Raw genomic sequence first — 16,257 nt, forward strand, 5'->3', positions numbered from 1 at the left:
GGTGCGGCAGCACGGACGTGCCGCCCGACCATTGTCCCCCCGCTGTCCCGCGCTGTCCCGTTTGGGAGCGATCGTCAGAGCTGAAGTTGCCCGTGCCGCTCCGCTTCCGGCTGATCGCAGCGGGTCACACCACCCGTTCCGGCTCTGCGTCGAACGTTCCGTCGAGGAAGGCGGGCTGTTCCTCGCGATCAGGGATCCTCGCGTGAGCCCGCGCCTTCGAACCGCAGCTCGGCAAGCGGTCCCCGCGCTACGCGTGCGTCGCAGGGCCGGTGCTGGCGCGGGTGACCAGCTCGGCGTCGAGCAGCACACGGCGGGGGGCCTCGGCCGGATCGTCCAGGATCAGGCGCACCGCCTGCTCCCCCGCTGCCTCCAGGGGCAGCCGGACGGTGCTCAGCGCGGGGCGCAGGTCGGCGGCGAAGGGGACGTCGTCGAAGCCCATGACGGAGACCTGCTTCGGCACGGTACGCCCCAGGTCCTGCTGCAGCGCGGCGAGCGCGCCGATCGCCATCAGGTCGTTGAGGGCCAGGACCGCGGTGAGTCCCGGGTCACGGGCGAAGAGCTCCAGCGTGGCGGCGCGCCCGCCCTCGCGGGTGAAGTCGCCCACGACCACCCGCTCCGCGGGCAGCGCGCCGCCGAGCGAGCGCAGCGCGCGCCGCGCTCCGTCCAGGCGGTGACGGACCGTCGTCAGCTCGCGCGGGCCCGCGATCACACCGATCCGGCGGTGGCCCTGGTCCCACAGGCTACGGGCGGCGCCGGCCGCGCCACCGCGGTTGTCCAGCGCCACGGTGTCCAGGTCGGTGCCCCGGTCACCGATGCAGACGACCCGGCCGCCCTCCTCCTCGAAGCCCGCGATCTCCTCGGCCAGCCGCTCGGTGTCCGCGGAGACCGCGAGACCGCTGCCCGCGAGCACCACCGCACGGGCGCGCTGGGCGCGCAGCCCGCGCAGGTACTCGAGTTCGAGCCCTGGTTCGCGGAAGGTCGCGGCGATCATCACCATCAGCCGTCGCTCGCGGGCGGCGCGCATCGCACCCGCGGCGATCGCGGCGAAGTAGGGGTCGGCGACGTCGTGCACGATCAGGCCCACCACCGAAGTGGTGGCCCGGGCCAGGGCCTGCGCGGGGGCGTTGGAGATGTAGCTGAGCTCCTCGGCGGCGGCCTGCACCCGGCGGCGCAGCTCGTCGCCGACCGACCGGCCGTCCGCGCCGTGCAGCGCCCGCGAGGCCGTGGCCAGGGACACGCCCGCCTGCCGCGCGACCTGCTGCAGCGTGACCGCCCCGGTGGAACGGTCCGCCCGGCTCCTTGACCTTGCATTCGCCATGCTCGTAACGTACCTCTTGGAAAGCGCTTTCCAGCGGAGGGAACCGAGCATGCCCCGCAGGTCCATCGGCATCATCATGAACGGCGTCACCGGTCGCATGGGCTACCGCCAGCACCTGGTGCGCTCGATCCTGGCCATCCGCGAGCAGGGCGGCCTGGAACTCCCCGACGGCACGGTGGTATGGCCGGAGCCGGTGCTCGTGGGCCGCAGCGAGGACAAGCTGCGGGCACTCGCCGAGCGGCACGGCCTGGAGCGCTGGACCACGGACCTGGACGCCGCACTCGCCGATCCCGCGCACGAGATCTACTTCGACGCCCAGCTCACCCAGGTCCGCGAGAAGTCACTGCGCGCCGCCATCGCCGCCGGAAAGCACATCTACACCGAGAAGCCGACCGCCGAGTCCCTGGCCGGCGCGCTGGAGCTGGCCGCGCTCGCCCGCGATGCGGGCGTGAAGAACGGGGTCGTCCAGGACAAGCTGTTCCTGCCCGGGCTGCTCAAGCTCAAGCGCCTGGTCGAGGGGGGCTTCTTCGGCCGGATCCTCTCCATCCGGGGCGAGTTCGGCTACTGGGTGTTCGAGGGCGACTGGCAGCAGGCGCAGCGCCCCTCCTGGAACTACCGCGCCGAGGAGGGCGGCGGCATCGTCCTGGACATGTTCCCGCACTGGCAGTACGTGCTGGAGCAGACCTTCGCCCCGATCCGGTCCGTCTACGCCCACACCGCCACGCACATCCCCGAGCGCCGCGACGAACAGGGCCGCACGTACCGCGCCACCGCCGACGACGCCGCCTACGCGGTGTTCGAGCTCGAAGGCGGGGCCGTGGCCCAGTTCAACTCCTCCTGGACGGTGCGGGTCAACCGCGACGAGCTGGTCGAGTTCCAGGTCGACGGCACCGAGGGCAGCGCCGTGGCCGGACTGCGCGACTGCCGCATCCAGCATCGCGCCGCCACCCCCAAGCCGGTGTGGAACCCGGACCTCCCGGTCACCGAGCCGTTCCGCGACCAATGGCAACAGGTCCCGGACAACGCCGAGTTCGACAACGGCTTCAAGGCCCAGTGGGAGCAGTTCCTCGCCCATGTCGTCGCCGACGCACCCTTCCGCTACGACCTGCTCGCCGGGGCCAAGGGCGTCCAGCTCGCCGCCCTCGCCCTGCAGTCCGCCCGCGGGGGATGCCGGGTCCAGGTCCCCGAGCTCGCCCTCTGACCCTCCCGCCCGCACCCACCGAGGCCACCCCATGCCATCCAACGAGATCCTGCTCCCCCTCCCGGGCGGCGCCCGCCGCTACCGGGCCTCCGCCCCGGCCGCCTGGCCCCGCCCGGACGGTCCGGCCCGCAGCCGCACCGTCTACGCCGCAGCGCATGTCACCGCTCGCCCCGGCGAACCTGACGCCGTCGACTGGGACGCCACCCTCGCCTTCCGCCACCACCTGTGGTCGCTGGGCCTGGGCATCGCGGACGCGATGGACACCGCGCAGCGCGGCATGGGCCTGGACTGGGCCACCACCCGCGAGCTGATCACCCGTTCGGGCGCGGAGGCCCGCGCCGTCGGCGGCCGCCTCGCCTGTGGCGCCGGCACCGACCAACTCACCGCCGTCGCGCAGCTCACCACCGCCGCGCCCACACCGGGGACCGCGCAGGCACTCGGCGGGCCCGCAGCCACGCTCAAGGAGATCACCGCCGCCTACGAGGAGCAGATCGCCGTCGTAGAGCAGGCCGGCGCCCAGGTGGTGCTCATGGCGAGCCGGGCCCTCGCCGCGACCGCGACTGGACCGGAGGACTACGCCGAGGTCTACGGCCGGTTGCTGGCCCAGACCGAGCGCCCGGTGATCCTGCACTGGTTGGGCACGCCGTTCGACCCGGCGCTGGAGGGCTACTGGGGCTCCGCCGACCTCGACCTCGCCGCCGAGCACGTGCTGCAGATCATCCGCGACAACGCCGCCAAGGTCGACGGCATCAAGGTGTCCCTGCTCGACGCCGACCGCGAGATCGCGCTGCGCCGTGCCCTGCCCGACGGTATCCGCCTCTACACCGGCGACGACTTCCACTACCTCGAGCTGATCCTCGGCGACGACCAGGGCTTCAGCCACGCCCTCCTCGGCGTCTTCAACCCGCTCGCCGCACACGCGGCAGCCGCGCTCGCCGCGCTCGACCGGGGCGACACCGACGGCTACCGGGCGATCCTGGAACCGACCGTGCCGCTGGCCCGGCACGTCTTCGCCGCACCCACCCGCTACTACAAGACCGGCGTGGTCTTCCTCGCGCACCTGACGGGCCACCAGGACCACTTCACCATGATCGCGGACGCCCAGGGGCACCGTTCCGTGGAGCACCTGGCCGAGCTGTTCCGTCTCGCCGGGGACGCCGGGGCGTTCCCCGACCCGGAGCTGGCCACCGCCCGGATGCGCAGTTTCCTCACCGCGAAGGGATTCACCACGTGACCGTCGCCCCGACCGCTACCGTGACCGCCGGTCCGGGCCTCGAACGGCTCTCCCTCAACACCGCCACGACCAAGCGCTGGACCCTCGCCGAAGCCGTCGCCGGCTGCGTCGCGGCAGGCATCCCCGGGATCGGGCTGTGGCGCGACCGCGTCGCCGAGCTGGGCGCCGAGAAGGCCGCCCGACTGGTCCGCGATGCCGGACTGACCGTCACCAGCCTGTGCCGGGGCGGTTTCCTCACCGCGCCGGACGCCGCCGGGCGGGCCGCCGCGCTGGAGGACAACCGCCGCGCCGTTGAGGAGGCGGCGGCCCTGGGCACCGACACGCTCGTGCTGGTCTGCGGCGGGATGCCCGGGGGCAGCCGCGACCTGCCCGGCGCCCGGCGCATGGTCGCCGACGGTATCTCCGCGCTCGCCCCGTACGCGCACCAGCACGGCGTGCGTCTGGCCATCGAGCCGCTGCACCCGATGTTCTGCGCCGACCGCGCCGTGGTCTCGACCCTGGGTCAGGCCCTGGACCTCGCCGAGGAGATCGGCGGAACGCACGGCGGCGACAGCGTCGGCGTCGTCGTGGACAGCTACCACGTGTGGTGGGATCCGCAGGTCGAGCAGCAGATCGCCCGCGCGGGCCGGCGCATCGCCGCCTTCCAGGTCTGCGACTGGGTACTCCCGCTGCCCGCTGACGCCCTGCTGGGACGCGGCCACGTCGGTGACGGCTGCATCGACGTCCGGGCACTCGCCACGGCCGTAGCGGCCGCCGGCTACCAGGGCTTCACCGAGGTCGAGATCTTCAACCAGGAGATCTGGGACACCCCCGGGGAGCAGACCCTGCGCACCCTCGTCGACCGCCACCGCAGCATCCTTGGAGAGGCACCGTGACCACTCGGTCCGGACTCACCGTCAGTGGCGACGGCTTCCTCCGCGACGGTCGCCCGCACCGGATCGTCTCCGCCGCCGTGCACTACTTCCGGGTGCCCGGATCAGGGAGCGGCGTCGTGCGGCTTAGACCGACCGGCAAATGGGGGATGGGTGAAGGAGGGGGTCGAGGGCCGAGTCTGGGCGGGGCGGAGGAAGGAGCCATTGCGGAGCACTGGCGACTGACGACAACCCGGCCAGGCGAGAGCCCTCGACCCGCGACGCCGCCCCGCATTTGCCGGTCGGTCTTAGATTGCAAGGCGGAGGAGGGAGCCAACCCTGGTTGGTAGAGGGCGACCAGGGGGCACCTCCCGCCCGAAGGGCGGGGGGAGACAACGCGGCAAGCGCCCGCGGCGGAGCCGCTGGCGTCGCGAGCGCAGGGCGGCGCGAGCCCGGCCTGGATCGTCGGCACCCTGCTAGGGGAGGTGGCCGAGGCTGCGCGTCAGGATGCTGCGCTGGACCGCGTCGAGCTCGCCGACCGTCCAGCCCTCGCTGATCCCGGCGCGGGTGAGCTGGTCGTGGGCGTCCCACCAGCTCGCACCCGGCATCGCACGCAGCAGCGCGCCCACCGTCATCCGCGCTGCGTCCTGGTCACCGGACATCGCGGCCAGCAGAACGTGGGTCAGCGCGGGCAGGCCCCGGACGGAGACGTCGGCGAGGATGAGCTCCGCGGCGTGGCGCTCCCGGCTCTCTCCGGTGGCCGCTTCAGGGGTCGGGCGTCCGGCGCCGGACCCGGTCATGGTGCGCCTGCTCATCGTGCGCCTCCTCAGCGGAAGGTCGGTGCGGGGAAGCGCGCCTGCCCTGCGCCGTCTCCGCAGACCAGCCGACTCCGCAATCCAACAGTACGACCTGGGCGCGTCAGTGTCCCTTGACCGCCACCGCCGCAGTCGCCCAGTTCTGGTGGAGGTGGTCCAGGTAGGTCTGGGCCATCGAGCCGAGCTTCACGCCGCGCGCGAACGCGCGCATGTTGGACGCGCCGGTGTTGTATCCCAGGGCGAGCAGTTCGTCCTCGGTGTATCCGTTCGACCGGTGCGCGGGCAGTTGCGCCGCCAGGTCGTGCAGGTACCAGGCCGCGGCCTCGATCGCGAGAGCAGGATCGTCGGGGAGCTGCTGCCAGTCGCGGCCGGCGAAGTCACGGCCCTTCTTGGTGTCGTCGAAGGTGGCCTTGTGCATATTGGCGATACCGAACGCGGCATCCGGCTTGAGCCGCTGCCAGGCGCGCTCCAGCGCCGGGTCGTGCGGTTTGTACGACTCGTTGTAGAGGATGGCCATCAGCATCTGCGGGCCCACCCCGGCCCGGCGCGCGGAGCTGACGACCTGGGCGGCGAAGCGTGCGGGGTCGTACGGGTCGGCCGAGACGGTGGGCGCGGGGTCTCCGGCTGCGCCCGCCGACGGCCGCGCCGTCGCCGAACCGGACGCGGATCCCGTCGCAGTGCCCGAGGACGCGGCCGTCGGCGATCCGGCGGTACCGGCCCCGCGCCCGCCGTGCTGCGCGGCCCAGCCGATCGCCACGACCACCGCTGCCAGCACGACCCAGCTCCAACGCCGGCTACGCTCCGCCATTCCCCACCTGCCGGCCTCCTGATGCGTCGGTGCCCTGCACCTCGCGGAACATGCGCTCGACGGTGGTGGCCGGGTCGTCCGAAGCCGTAGATCCCGTCGTGCCAGGCTGCCGCTGGTCAGGTGAGTTCACATCCGCGATTATGCCCTGCCTGCTTCCACAGGCAGGGGTGTCAGCTCCCGCAACCCGGTCGCGGTGGGTGTGCCGCCCTGGCGCTGGGCCGCACGAAACGCCCGATCACGGGGCTACCCCATCAGCACCAGAGAACCCTCTTTCGCGCATGCGTACCGCCGATTCCACGGGCAGACGAAAATGTGCCGCCGGGAATCGCCGATGTACTAGGAGAAATCCCGCTGATCTGGAAACTTGGTATGCGCCCCTGCATTTCCGGATGGACCCCCCACCATTCGGATAAACGTACGAGCGGATGGAGAAGAAATGACTCGTGTCGCAGGAATGTACGGAAAGCTCGGTCCGCAGTTTCCGGTGGCGCTCAAGGACTTCACCGACTACGCCCTGGCTCCGCTGCCCGCGCCGCCGACGGCGGTGGACTGGGCGACGAACGTCGCCTCCTGGCCCATGGACGGCAACGACCAGTACGGCGACTGCACCATGGCCGCCGCCGCGCACTTGCTGCAGTCCTGGAACGCGCAGACCAAGCAGACGGACTCGGTCCCGACCGAGAAGGAGGTCGTCGCGGAGTACCTGCAACTCTCCGGCGGCAAGGACACCGGGTTGGTCGAGGCCCAGGTGCTCAAGGCCTGGCAGCGCGGCGGACTCTGGGGCAACCGCGTGGTCGCGTACGCGCCGGTGAACGTCCACGACCTGACGGCGATCAAGCAGACCATCTCGCTCTTCGGCGGCGTCTACGCGGGCATTCAGGTGCCTTCCAACGCGCAGCAGCAGTTCCAGAACGGAAAGCCGTGGACCCTGGACCCGGGCTGGCAGCAGCAGCCGATCGAAGGCGGGCACGCGATCCCGCTGCTGGGCTACGACGCGGACTGGCTCTACGCGATCACCTGGGGTGCGGTCCAGCAGGTGGCCTGGGACTGGTGGTCCACCTACTCCGACGAGGCTTGGGCGGTCATGTCCCAGGAGTACAAGGAGGCGGGCACGGTCAACGGCATCGACGTCGCCACGCTCACCGCGGACCTCAAGCGGGTCTGAAGCGGATCCGAGGCGGATCCTGGGCGGTCTGCAGCCCTGTCCGCAGCCGAGCTGATGTCACGTCAGGTCGCGTCACGCTCCGGCGAAGGTGAACATGCGCGTGCTCGGGGGCAGCGGCTGGGGCTCACCGGCGAACCGGTGCGCCCCGACGCCGAAGCCCGCGTCCGGCTCGGACAGCCACACCTGCTCGAAGCCGCGTTCGTCCAGCCACTGGCAGATCTGCGGCACCAGGTCCGGTTGCCTGCGATGCCGGGTCCACACGAGCGTGCCGCCGCCCCTGCACAACTGCGTGCAGTGGGCGACGGTGCGCTCGATGTCCGCGTCGGAGATGTTGCCGAACACCCCGCACATGAGTACCAGGTCGGCCGGGACCATGCCCTGGTACTGGGTGGTCGACGCGGCGTCGCCGCGCACCACCTCGACCTGCCGGAGGCCCGCGGCCTCGGCGGTGCGCTGCGCCGCCGCCGCGTTGCGCGGGTCCAGTTCGACCAGCCGCGCGCTGACGTCCGCGCGGCGCGGGTGCTCCGCCAGCACGCCGAGCAGGTCGCGCCCCTGGCCCGCGCACGCGCTGACCACCCGGAGCGGTCCCGGAGGACTGGTGTCCAGAGCGATCCGGATCCGCCCCTGGACCGCCCGGAGCCGCCGCTCGAGCACGGAGTCCGGTCGGTCGTAGTCGTCGTGCCACGCGTGCCAGTCCATGAGCCGAACCCTAACGACCTGGGGAGCGACCGCGGTCGGTGCACGCGTTTTCCGAGGCCGCCTAGGCTGTGGGCATGCAGGAGATGAGCACCGAGTTCGGCGCCGTACGGGTGCTCGTGGTAGAGGACGATCCAGGAATCGCCCGTTCGCTGGTGCGGGGCCTGGACCGGGCCGGGTACCACGCGCAGAGCGTCGACACCGGCCGGGCGGCTCTGGCCGCCGACCCTGTGCCCGACGTGGTGCTGCTCGACCTGGGCCTGCCGGACATCGACGGCGTCGAGGTCTGCCGCCTGCTGCGGCGCCGGTCCCATGCCGCGATCATCGTGGTGACCGCACGCGGCGAGGAGGGCGACCGGGTCTCCGCCCTGGACGAGGGCGCAGACGACTACCTGGTCAAGCCCTTCGGCCTGGCCGAACTCCTGGCCCGGATGCGGGCCGTGCTGCGCCGGACCCGCCCGGCCGTACCGGAGCTGCTACGCCACGGGCCGCTCACGGTGGACCCCCGCACCCGCAAGGTCACCGTCGGCGAGGAGGAGATCGCGCTGACCCCCAAGGAGTTCGACATCCTGGAGTGCCTCGCCGCCGACCCTGGGCGGGTGGTGACCCGTCAGGAGATCCTGGAGCGGGCCTGGGACGCGCACTGGTACGGCCCGACCAAGGTGTTGGACGTGCACATGGCGGCGCTGCGCCGCAAGCTCGGCGTGCCCGGTCTGGTCGAGACCGTCTACGGCCGGGGCTTCCGTCTGAGCGAGCTGGGCTGACCGGCCGTGACCCGACGCATCGCGCTGACCGTACTGGTGCTCGTCACGGTTCTGTTGGTGCTGGCCGTCGTACCGCTCGGCTGGCTGCTGACCGAACGCGAGCAGACCTCGTTCCGCAGCACCGCCGAGGCGAGCGCCCGAGCGCTCTCCTCCGCCGCCGAGGAGCACCTCTCCGACAACAAGTCCGACGCGAACATGCTGCACCTGCTCGACGCGGCACAGCATGACGGCGACTGCGCGGCCATCTACAACGCGGGTGCCCAGGTGATCGCGCGCACCTCGTGCGGCGACGCCACAGCGACCGCGGTCCCCGCTCTGGTCAGGAGCACGCTCGCGAACCGCCAGACCCACTCCGAGCAGGCGCAGAACCGGCTGACCGTGACGACACCGATCGGAGACGCCGAAGACCCCGTCGGCGTGGCGGTGCTGGTGCGTTCCCTCGATCCGTTGAACGATCGGATCGCGGCCGTGTGGGGCTGGCTCGCGCTCATCGGCGTCGGCGGGCTCCTCGCCGGAACCCTGGTCTCGGTCAGGCTGGCCCGCTGGGTGGGCAGCCCGCTGCACGCAGTGGACCGCGCGGCCCAGCAACTCGGCGAGGGCACGCTGGAGGTGCGGGCGCCGGCCGGAAGCGGGCCGCAGGAGGTGCGCAGGCTCGCGGCGACGTTCAACACCATGGCCGCGCGGACCGAGGCGCTGGTGCACGGCCACCGGACCGTGATCGCGGATGTCTCGCACCAGCTGCGGACCCCGCTCACGGCGTTGCGACTGCGGCTCGATCTACTCGCCGGCGATGTCGACGGCGAGGCGGCCGTGGAGCTCGCCGGCGCCCAGGAGGAGATCGCGCGGCTGTCCCGCCTGGTGGACGGGCTGCTCGCGGTGGCCAGAGCCGAGGGCGCGGTGCCCAGGCCGGTCCTGGTGCGCGTGGACGAGGTGGTCGCGGAGCGGGTCGCCGCCTGGGAGCCGCTGGCCGCCGAGCGGCAGGTGGCGCTCACCGCCCGCTGCCGACAAGGGCTGAATGCGTATCTCGGTCCCGGTGATCTGGAGCAGGTCCTCGACAACCTGCTGGCCAACGCGCTGGACGCGGTCCCGCACGGGGGACGGGTGCGTATCCAGGGGACGGTGGCTCCGGGCTCCTCCGGGCGCGGAACGGTCCATCTTCGAGTGATCGACGACGGTCCGGGAATGAGCGCGGACGCGCGCGAGTCGGCGTTCCGGCGCTTCGGGAACCCGGAGGCGGGCGGTACTGGCCTCGGCCTGGCGATCGTGCACCGGCTGGTGACCGCGAACGGCGGCACCGCCCGCCTGCAGGACACCGCTGGGGGCGGACTGACCGTGGTCCTGGAACTCCCCCCGGCCCGCCGTTCGCTCGCCAAGCCGCCCGAGTGACACGGATCAGGACTCACCACGGGGCCTCCCACCTGCGCTCTCTCCGGACCTTTACCGGTTGCGAAGGATTTCTGAACGGGTTCCCGACCGTCCGTCCCCGAACCTGGAGACCGGACGCATCTCATGAGCGTCCGGTTGTCGACGCGCGAGGAGTGCCGCCATGCCTCACCCCGACCGAGTCCCGGGCGTCCGAGCGATCCGGCGACGCGACCGAGGACTGCGCCGGGTCGGCCTCGCCACCATCGGCATCACCGTCGCCTCCGCAGCCGGCGCCGTGGTGCTGAGCACCGGATACGCCAAGTGGCTCCCCGGCACCACAGCCGCAGCAGCTCCGCGCACCACTCCCTCGGCACCCAGTGCGTCGCCGGTTCCTCTGCGGACTCCTCTGCGCGCGCCCTCGAACACACCCTCGGGTCCGCCCACGCCGACGGCGACAAAGGCGCGCACCCCTTCGGCCGGCCCGACCAGCCGGGCCCCCCGAGCGACCGCAGCGCCGACACCGAGCCTGCAACCCCCGGTCCAGCCCCCCACCCTCGCCCCGCCGACGACCCAGGCGCCGCAGCCGCAACCACAACCGACCAAATCGGGTGCGTCATGACGGTCTCCACCGCACGGCCGGCGACGACCAGCTTCCCGGCCCTGGGCACCACCGCCGTCCTCGTGGTCGCCGACCCCGATCGGACAGCCCCGGCTCGACAGGTCCTGGAGCAGGAACTCGCCGCGATCGACCTCGCCTGCAGCCGCTTCCGTCCGGACTCCGAGCTCTCGCGCGCCAACGCCGCCGGCGGCAGCCCGGTCACGGTCGGCCCGCTGTTCGCCCAGGCGCTGGATGCGGCCCTGCGCGCGGCCGAACTCACCGACGGCGCGGTCGATCCGACGGTGGGTCCGGCCCTGGCAGCCCTGGGCTACGACCGGACCTTCGCATCCGTGCGCCCGGAGGACGTCCGGCCCGCTGCCCTGGTCCCGCCCGCGGGGTGGCGGACCGTCGAGTGGGACCCCGCCGTTCGGCGCCTGCGGCTGCCCGCGGGTACCGGCCTGGACCTGGGAGCGACCGCCAAGGCGCTGGCCGCGGACCGGGCGGCGGAACGGGCCGCCCGGGCCGCCGGATGCGGGGTCCTGGTGAGCCTCGGCGGGGACCTGTCGACCTCAGGCCGGGCCCCGCTCGACGGCTGGCAGGTGGAGATCGCGGACGACCACGCCGCCTCGTCACCCCGGTCCGGCCCGACCGTGGTCGTGCGCAGCGGCGGCCTGGCGACCTCGGGCACCAGCGTGCGGACCTGGCGGCGCGGCGGTCGCGCCCTGCACCACATCGTCGACCCCGCCACCGGGGACGTGCCGCCTCCGGTCTGGCGGACCGTCAGCGTCGCCGCGGCGAGCTGCGTGGACGCCAACGCCGCGAGCACGGCCGCGATCGTCCTGGGCGAGCAGGCGCTCGCCTGGCTGCGAGACGCGGCGCTGCCGGCCCGGCTGGTCCGCGTCGACGGGTCCGTGACCACCCTGTGCGGGTGGCCCGCGGAGGGAGCACGGCCATGACCGGAACGATCCAGCTCGCCGCCGGACCCAGCCCGCTCTGGTACGCCACCCGGGCCGGCGGCACGGTCGCGCTGCTGCTTCTCACCGCCACCGTCGTGCTCGGCATCGCGGTGAGCGGCCAGTACGCGCCCCGGCGGATCGCCCGGTTCGAGATCAGCACCCTGCACCGGAATCTGTCCCTGCTCTCGCTCTCATTCCTCGCCCTGCACATCGTCACCGCCATCGCCGACACCTTCGTCCATCTGACCTGGCTGGACGCGCTGCTGCCGTTCGCCTCCTCGTATCGGACGCTCTGGCTGGGTCTGGGAACCCTGGCGTTCGACCTGCTGCTCGCGATCCTGGCGACCAGCGCGATCCGGCTGCGGATGGGCCTGCGGCGCTGGAAGGCCGTGCACTGGCTGGCCTACGCCTGCTGGCCGCTCGCCGTGTTCCACGGTGCCGGAACCGGGACGGACACCAAGCTCTCGCTGCAACTCGTGCTCTACGTCGGCTGTCTGGCCGCGGTGGTCGCCGCCGTCTGGTGGCGGCTGTACCGGGCGGGACCCGGTCACCGTGCGGCCCGACTCTGGGGCGGCCTCGCCACGCTGGCCGTCCCCCTGCTGCTGGCCGTGTTCCTGGCGGGCGGCCCGCTCAAGCCGGGCTGGGCCCAGCGGGCGGCCGGACCGGCCCCGGCGGTCGCACTCGGGTCCGCCGACCCGGCGGGCTCCGTCGTGCGAACGGAAGGAACCCTGTGAACCGGGAAACCGAGACCGTCTACGCCGAACGAACCGAAGGCGGACCAAACGCACCGGTCGACGGCCCCAACGGCCCGTACGGCAGCCGCCTCCTGGACGGCTGGTTCAGCACCGGCGTGCCGGCCGATCTGACGGAACATCTGCGCCGTTACGGTCCGCCCCCGCTGCCGCGCGACCGCCGCTCGGGCACACCACTGATCCGAGCCGTCGAGGAGGCCGGGCTCACCGGTCGAGGCGGTGCCGCCTTCCCGACCGGCCGCAAACTGCGGACGGTCGCCGAGGCGCGCGGGACCGCCGTGGTCGTCGCCAACGGAATGGAGAGCGAACCGGCCAGCCGCAAGGACGAGACGCTGCTCGACCTCGCCCCGCACCTGGTCCTGGACGGCGCCGCCCTGGCGGCTGCGGCCGTCGGCGCCACCGCCGTCCACCTCTGCCTGCCCCGCAGCCGGGAGGCCCAGCGGCTCCGCCTGGCCGAAGCGGTCGAGGACCGCCGGCGAGCCGGGATCGACCCGTTGCCGGTCCAGCTCCACTCGCTGCCGCACCACTACGTGTCCAGTGAGGAGACCTCCCTGGTGCGCTGGCTCAACGGCGGCGACGCCCGCCCGATGGCCACCCCGCCGCGCCCCTTCGAGAAGGGCGTGGACGGCCGTCCCACCCTGGTCGACAACGTCGAGACCCTCGCCCACCTGGCCCTGATCGCCCGCTACGGCCCGCGCTGGTTCCGCAGCAGCGGCACCGCCGACGCGCCGGGAACCACGCTCGTGACCGTGTCCGGCGCCGTCCGAGCCCCCAGCGTCTACGAGATCACGCTCGGCGCGCCCATCGGCTCCGTGCTCGACGCGGCCGGGGGCGCCGCACAGTCGCTGGGCGCCGTCCTCGTCGGCGGGTTCTTCGGCAACTGGCTCCCGGCCGACCTTGCCGTCCGCACGCCGTTCACCACGTCCGCGCTCGCCGCCGCCGGGGCAGGACCGGGCGCCGGAGTCCTGGTCGCCCTGCCGCACAAGGCCTGCGGCCTTGCCGAGACCGCGCGGGTGCTCGGCTACCTCGCGGCCCAGAGCGCCCGCCAGTGCGGCCCCTGCCTCTTCGGACTGCCCGCCGTCGCCGAGGACTTCGCGCAACTCGCCTGGGGACGCCCCGACTACGACCAGTACGACCGGCTGCAGCGCCATGTCGGCCTGCTCCCCGGGCGCGGCGCCTGCCGCCACCCCGACGGGGCCTCCCGCCTCGCCGCGAGCGCGCTGCAGGCCTTCGCCCACGACGTGGACCGCCACCTGTCCGCAGGGCCCTGCGCCGCCGCGGGAAACCGGCCCGTCATCCGCATCCCCGACGCCCCGGGACCGGACCAGGAGGGCTGGCAGTGACCGCCGCCCGCCGCCTCGGCATCGACCGCATCACCTGCGACGGCCGCGGCCTGTGCGCCGAACTGCTGCCCGAACTCGTCGGCCTGGACGAGTGGGGATACCCCGTCATACCCGACCCGGCCGTACCGGCCGACCTGCTCACCCACGCCCGCCGTGCCGTCGCCGCCTGTCCGGTCCTGGCACTGCGCCTGGACAAGGCACCCAAGCCGGGCTGAACCGGTTCTTAGTCAGGGATCGGACACACTGCTGATCAACTCACCAGGGCCGGACGGTACGAGGGCAAGGACGCACGCATGACCCCGCTCAGCAGCAACCCGACCGTTCCGGAAGACCACGGACCAGAGGGCAACGAGCGACTCACCGCAACCACCGGAGCACTGCTGCTCCCGCTCTTCGCCGCCGAAGGCGTCACCATCCTGTTCCTGCGTCAACTCCTCACCTGGCACTTCTTCATCGGCCTGCTGCTGATCGGCCCGGTCTGCCTCAAGCTCGGCTCCACCGGCTACCGCTTCTTCCGCTACTACACCGGCGCTCCGGCCTATCGACGCAAAGGCCCTCCGATCCTGCCGCTGCGACTGCTCGCACCCCTGCTGGTGGCCTCCAGCGTCGCCGTCCTGGCCACCGGTGTGGCACTGGGCCTGCTGGGCCGCGACGCCGGGCCCGTCCCGGTCCTGTTCCTGCACAAGGCGAGCTTCGTGTGCTGGGCCGGGCTGATGACCGTGCATGTGCTGGCGTACCTGTGGCGGCTGCCCCGGCTCGTCGGCGCCGACCTGCGCCGCCGCTCCGCCCGCCACGGCGCCGCCGGGCCCGGCGGTACCGGCGTGCGCTGGACGCTGCTGGCGCTGTCGCTGGCCGCCGGTCTGGTCATCGCCCTCGCCGGGACACCGATGGTCTCCCACTGGAACGCCCACTGAAGCAGACCTGCACCTTTTCCTTAGCGGGTGCCTACGGGCGCTCCTGGACACTGGTCACGAACAGCTGGCACCGCTGGAGGTGGCGACCATGGGGAGTCCATACACTCAGGTACGGGACCAGGGCCTGGCACGTACGGCGTCCTGGACCCGCCGAACCGCAGCCGCAGGGGTACTGCTCTGCGCAGCACTGGCCGCGGTCTTCGCCCACAGCCTGCCCGGCCAGTCCGCGTCCGGCAGCGGATCGACCTCCGGCCTCAGGAGCGCACCGACGCAGGGGAACCCGCAGCAGCCGGTGCAGGCCCCCACGCAGCCGCCGGCAGCGGGGTCGGGTCCGGGCCAGGTCGTCTCCGGCGCCTCCTGAGCCGAGCCCCTCGAACCGGGGTTACCGAAGGGTAGACAGGGTGGACCAGGCGCTTCTAGGCTCTGCCGACGCCTGGAGGCCCCCGCATGGAACCGACCGACCGCACCGCCGCGCGTATCGCCCTGCCCCTGGCCGCGGCCAGGCTGGCTGAGCTGCTCCGGCGCAGCGATCCGGACGCGCCGGTTGCCGGATCGGACTGGCGCGTCGCCGACGTGGCGACCCATCTCGGCTTCGTCCTCCAGGGATTCACCGAGGCGGCCACCGGCAGCAGCGCGAGATTCGCCCGGTATGTGCCCGACGAGCCCGACTTCCACCACCGGCTGGCCACCGTGAACGCCGCGCTCATACGGGAGTTCACCGAGACCGCCACCGGCCTGGACCCGACGGCGCCGCCCAGCGGCATCGAGCGGCGGATCGAGCAGCGGATCGAGGAGGGCATCGCCGGATTCCTCGAGGCCACCGAAGCACTCGCCCCCGACGCGCAGTTGGAGACACCCTGGTACGGGCCTGGTGTGAACCGGACGCCGGACACGCTCACCGCGCTGGCGCTGGGAGAACTCCTGGTCCACGGTCTGGACATCGCCCGCACCACCCGCGCGCCCTGGCCCATCGAGCGCGCCGACGCCGCCGTGGTCGCCCGCGAGGTCTTCGCCCGGATGCTGCCGCTGATGCTCAGCGACACCGGCCGCGCGGCCACCGTCTCCTACCGGATCAACTTTCGCGGTACGTCCCGCGGCACACCCGACCTCGTCGTCAGGCTCGACGCGGGCACGGTCACCACAGGACCCGCAGCGCCCGGCGAGCGGGTCGACTGCCGCATCTGGGCGGACCCGGTGGCCTTCCTGCTCGTCGGCTACGGCCGGACCCCCACCTGGCGCCAGGCCCTGGCCGGTCGGATCGTCGCCTTCGGCCGCCGCCCCTGGATCGCCGCGCAGCTTCCGCAGCTGTTCTGCAGGCCCTGAGACCGACCGGCCAGAGAACAATCGCACTCACGATTGTGATCGCCCATCAGGGCGACACGCTCATCCACGGCGAGCACTTTCCCCCGCCTTACCTGCAACCGCGTTCCCACGCCGACCATCTGATCGAACTCTTACCCGCTCTCCCTATGCTCTC

Annotated in this window: 18 protein-coding genes; 14 read left to right on the top strand and 4 right to left on the bottom strand. The window is 72.8% G+C overall.

Annotation, left to right across the window (positions count from 1 at the left end; genetic code table 11):
* Positions 1-247 precede the first annotated feature (247 nt).
* Positions 248-1,318 carry a LacI family DNA-binding transcriptional regulator gene (locus ABIA33_RS30380; protein ID WP_370085887.1) on the bottom strand — a complete coding sequence of 357 codons (1,071 nt, stop codon included), beginning with the start codon at positions 1,316-1,318 and terminating at the stop codon, positions 248-250.
* A gap of 49 nt (positions 1,319-1,367) precedes the next feature.
* Between ABIA33_RS30380 and ABIA33_RS30385 the strand changes: the two genes are divergently transcribed.
* From ABIA33_RS30385 to ABIA33_RS30395, 3 genes are read left to right on the top strand one after another with little or no spacing between them, the layout of a single operon-like run.
* Positions 1,368-2,519, top strand: coding sequence for a Gfo/Idh/MocA family protein (locus tag ABIA33_RS30385; RefSeq protein WP_370085888.1), 1,152 nt, complete (start codon positions 1,368-1,370; stop codon positions 2,517-2,519).
* A gap of 46 nt (positions 2,520-2,565) precedes the next feature.
* Positions 2,566-3,753, top strand: a complete 1,188-nt coding sequence (locus ABIA33_RS30390) for a dihydrodipicolinate synthase family protein (RefSeq protein WP_370085937.1) — start codon at positions 2,566-2,568, stop codon at positions 3,751-3,753.
* Positions 3,750-4,628 (top strand): sugar phosphate isomerase/epimerase family protein, encoded by an 879-nt coding sequence (locus ABIA33_RS30395; protein ID WP_370085889.1) that lies wholly within the window; start codon positions 3,750-3,752, stop codon positions 4,626-4,628. Before ABIA33_RS30390 ends, ABIA33_RS30395 begins: the two co-directional genes overlap by 4 nt.
* A 452-nt stretch (positions 4,629-5,080) precedes the next feature.
* On the opposite strand, the gene ABIA33_RS30400 is transcribed toward ABIA33_RS30395, so the two are convergent.
* Positions 5,081-5,419 carry a hypothetical protein gene (locus ABIA33_RS30400; protein ID WP_370085890.1) on the bottom strand — a complete coding sequence of 113 codons (339 nt, stop codon included), beginning with the start codon at positions 5,417-5,419 and terminating at the stop codon, positions 5,081-5,083.
* 103 nt (positions 5,420-5,522) lie between these two features.
* Positions 5,523-6,227 carry a transglycosylase SLT domain-containing protein gene (locus ABIA33_RS30405; RefSeq protein ID WP_370085891.1) on the bottom strand — a complete coding sequence of 235 codons (705 nt, stop codon included), beginning with the start codon at positions 6,225-6,227 and terminating at the stop codon, positions 5,523-5,525.
* Positions 6,228-6,663: 436 nt separating this feature from the next.
* Between ABIA33_RS30405 and ABIA33_RS30410 the strand changes: the two genes are divergently transcribed.
* On the top strand, positions 6,664-7,392 hold the full coding sequence (locus ABIA33_RS30410) for a hypothetical protein (RefSeq protein WP_370085892.1): 729 nt from the start codon (positions 6,664-6,666) through the stop codon (positions 7,390-7,392).
* A 72-nt stretch (positions 7,393-7,464) separates the two neighbouring features.
* On the opposite strand, the gene ABIA33_RS30415 is transcribed toward ABIA33_RS30410, so the two are convergent.
* Complete coding sequence (locus tag ABIA33_RS30415; RefSeq protein WP_370085893.1) at positions 7,465-8,091, bottom strand: methyltransferase; 627 nt, start codon at positions 8,089-8,091, stop codon at positions 7,465-7,467.
* Between the two features lie 74 nt (positions 8,092-8,165).
* On the opposite strand from ABIA33_RS30415, the gene ABIA33_RS30420 reads away from it, so the two are divergent.
* The 10 genes from ABIA33_RS30420 (at position 8,166) to ABIA33_RS30465 (ending at position 16,103) form a co-directional block, all read left to right on the top strand.
* Positions 8,166-8,852: a response regulator transcription factor gene (locus tag ABIA33_RS30420; RefSeq protein ID WP_370085894.1), complete on the top strand. Its 687-nt coding sequence runs from the start codon at positions 8,166-8,168 to the stop codon at positions 8,850-8,852.
* A gap of 6 nt (positions 8,853-8,858) precedes the next feature.
* The gene (locus ABIA33_RS30425) at positions 8,859-10,238 is read left to right on the top strand and encodes a sensor histidine kinase (RefSeq protein WP_370085895.1); all 1,380 of its coding nucleotides are present in this window, start codon (positions 8,859-8,861) and stop codon (positions 10,236-10,238) included.
* A gap of 160 nt (positions 10,239-10,398) precedes the next feature.
* The gene (locus tag ABIA33_RS30430; protein ID WP_370085896.1) at positions 10,399-10,836 is read left to right on the top strand and encodes a hypothetical protein; all 438 of its coding nucleotides are present in this window, start codon (positions 10,399-10,401) and stop codon (positions 10,834-10,836) included.
* Positions 10,833-11,771, top strand: coding sequence for an FAD:protein FMN transferase (locus ABIA33_RS30435; protein ID WP_370085897.1), 939 nt, complete (start codon positions 10,833-10,835; stop codon positions 11,769-11,771). Before ABIA33_RS30430 ends, ABIA33_RS30435 begins: the two co-directional genes overlap by 4 nt.
* Positions 11,768-12,505 carry a ferric reductase-like transmembrane domain-containing protein gene (locus ABIA33_RS30440; RefSeq protein ID WP_370085898.1) on the top strand — a complete coding sequence of 246 codons (738 nt, stop codon included), beginning with the start codon at positions 11,768-11,770 and terminating at the stop codon, positions 12,503-12,505. The genes ABIA33_RS30435 and ABIA33_RS30440 overlap by 4 nt, the downstream gene beginning before the upstream one ends.
* Complete coding sequence (locus ABIA33_RS30445; RefSeq protein ID WP_370085899.1) at positions 12,502-13,866, top strand: NADH-ubiquinone oxidoreductase-F iron-sulfur binding region domain-containing protein; 1,365 nt, start codon at positions 12,502-12,504, stop codon at positions 13,864-13,866. Before ABIA33_RS30440 ends, ABIA33_RS30445 begins: the two co-directional genes overlap by 4 nt.
* The gene (locus ABIA33_RS30450; protein WP_370085900.1) at positions 13,863-14,081 is read left to right on the top strand and encodes a ferredoxin; all 219 of its coding nucleotides are present in this window, start codon (positions 13,863-13,865) and stop codon (positions 14,079-14,081) included. Before ABIA33_RS30445 ends, ABIA33_RS30450 begins: the two co-directional genes overlap by 4 nt.
* Before the next feature lie 78 nt (positions 14,082-14,159).
* Entirely contained in the window at positions 14,160-14,780 is a 621-nt protein-coding gene (locus ABIA33_RS30455; RefSeq protein ID WP_370085901.1) for a hypothetical protein, read from the top strand.
* 88 nt (positions 14,781-14,868) lie between these two features.
* Positions 14,869-15,141 carry a hypothetical protein gene (locus ABIA33_RS30460; protein ID WP_370085902.1) on the top strand — a complete coding sequence of 91 codons (273 nt, stop codon included), beginning with the start codon at positions 14,869-14,871 and terminating at the stop codon, positions 15,139-15,141.
* 86 nt (positions 15,142-15,227) lie between these two features.
* Positions 15,228-16,103, top strand: a complete 876-nt coding sequence (locus ABIA33_RS30465; RefSeq protein ID WP_370085903.1) for a maleylpyruvate isomerase N-terminal domain-containing protein — start codon at positions 15,228-15,230, stop codon at positions 16,101-16,103.
* Positions 16,104-16,257 lie beyond the last annotated feature (154 nt).

It is taken from the genome of Streptacidiphilus sp. MAP12-16, assembly GCF_041262165.1.
Lineage (GTDB): Bacteria > Actinomycetota > Actinomycetes > Streptomycetales > Streptomycetaceae > Streptacidiphilus.

Bases quoted from the DNA above. Each gene is read 5' to 3' on its own strand.
- ABIA33_RS30380 (WP_370085887.1), bottom strand. From the start codon at position 1,318: ATGGCGAATGCAAGGTCAAGGAGCCGGGCGGACCGTTCCACCGGGGCG.
- ABIA33_RS30385 (WP_370085888.1), top strand. From the start codon at position 1,368: ATGCCCCGCAGGTCCATCGGCATCATCATGAACGGCGTCACCGGTCGC.
- ABIA33_RS30400 (WP_370085890.1), bottom strand. From the start codon at position 5,419: ATGAGCAGGCGCACCATGACCGGGTCCGGCGCCGGACGCCCGACCCCT.
- ABIA33_RS30405 (WP_370085891.1), bottom strand. From the start codon at position 6,227: ATGGCGGAGCGTAGCCGGCGTTGGAGCTGGGTCGTGCTGGCAGCGGTG.
- ABIA33_RS30410 (WP_370085892.1), top strand. From the start codon at position 6,664: ATGACTCGTGTCGCAGGAATGTACGGAAAGCTCGGTCCGCAGTTTCCG.
- ABIA33_RS30415 (WP_370085893.1), bottom strand. From the start codon at position 8,091: ATGGACTGGCACGCGTGGCACGACGACTACGACCGACCGGACTCCGTG.
- ABIA33_RS30420 (WP_370085894.1), top strand. From the start codon at position 8,166: ATGCAGGAGATGAGCACCGAGTTCGGCGCCGTACGGGTGCTCGTGGTA.
- ABIA33_RS30430 (WP_370085896.1), top strand. From the start codon at position 10,399: ATGCCTCACCCCGACCGAGTCCCGGGCGTCCGAGCGATCCGGCGACGC.
- ABIA33_RS30435 (WP_370085897.1), top strand. From the start codon at position 10,833: ATGACGGTCTCCACCGCACGGCCGGCGACGACCAGCTTCCCGGCCCTG.
- ABIA33_RS30440 (WP_370085898.1), top strand. From the start codon at position 11,768: ATGACCGGAACGATCCAGCTCGCCGCCGGACCCAGCCCGCTCTGGTAC.
- ABIA33_RS30455 (WP_370085901.1), top strand. From the start codon at position 14,160: ATGACCCCGCTCAGCAGCAACCCGACCGTTCCGGAAGACCACGGACCA.
- ABIA33_RS30460 (WP_370085902.1), top strand. From the start codon at position 14,869: ATGGGGAGTCCATACACTCAGGTACGGGACCAGGGCCTGGCACGTACG.
- ABIA33_RS30465 (WP_370085903.1), top strand. From the start codon at position 15,228: ATGGAACCGACCGACCGCACCGCCGCGCGTATCGCCCTGCCCCTGGCC.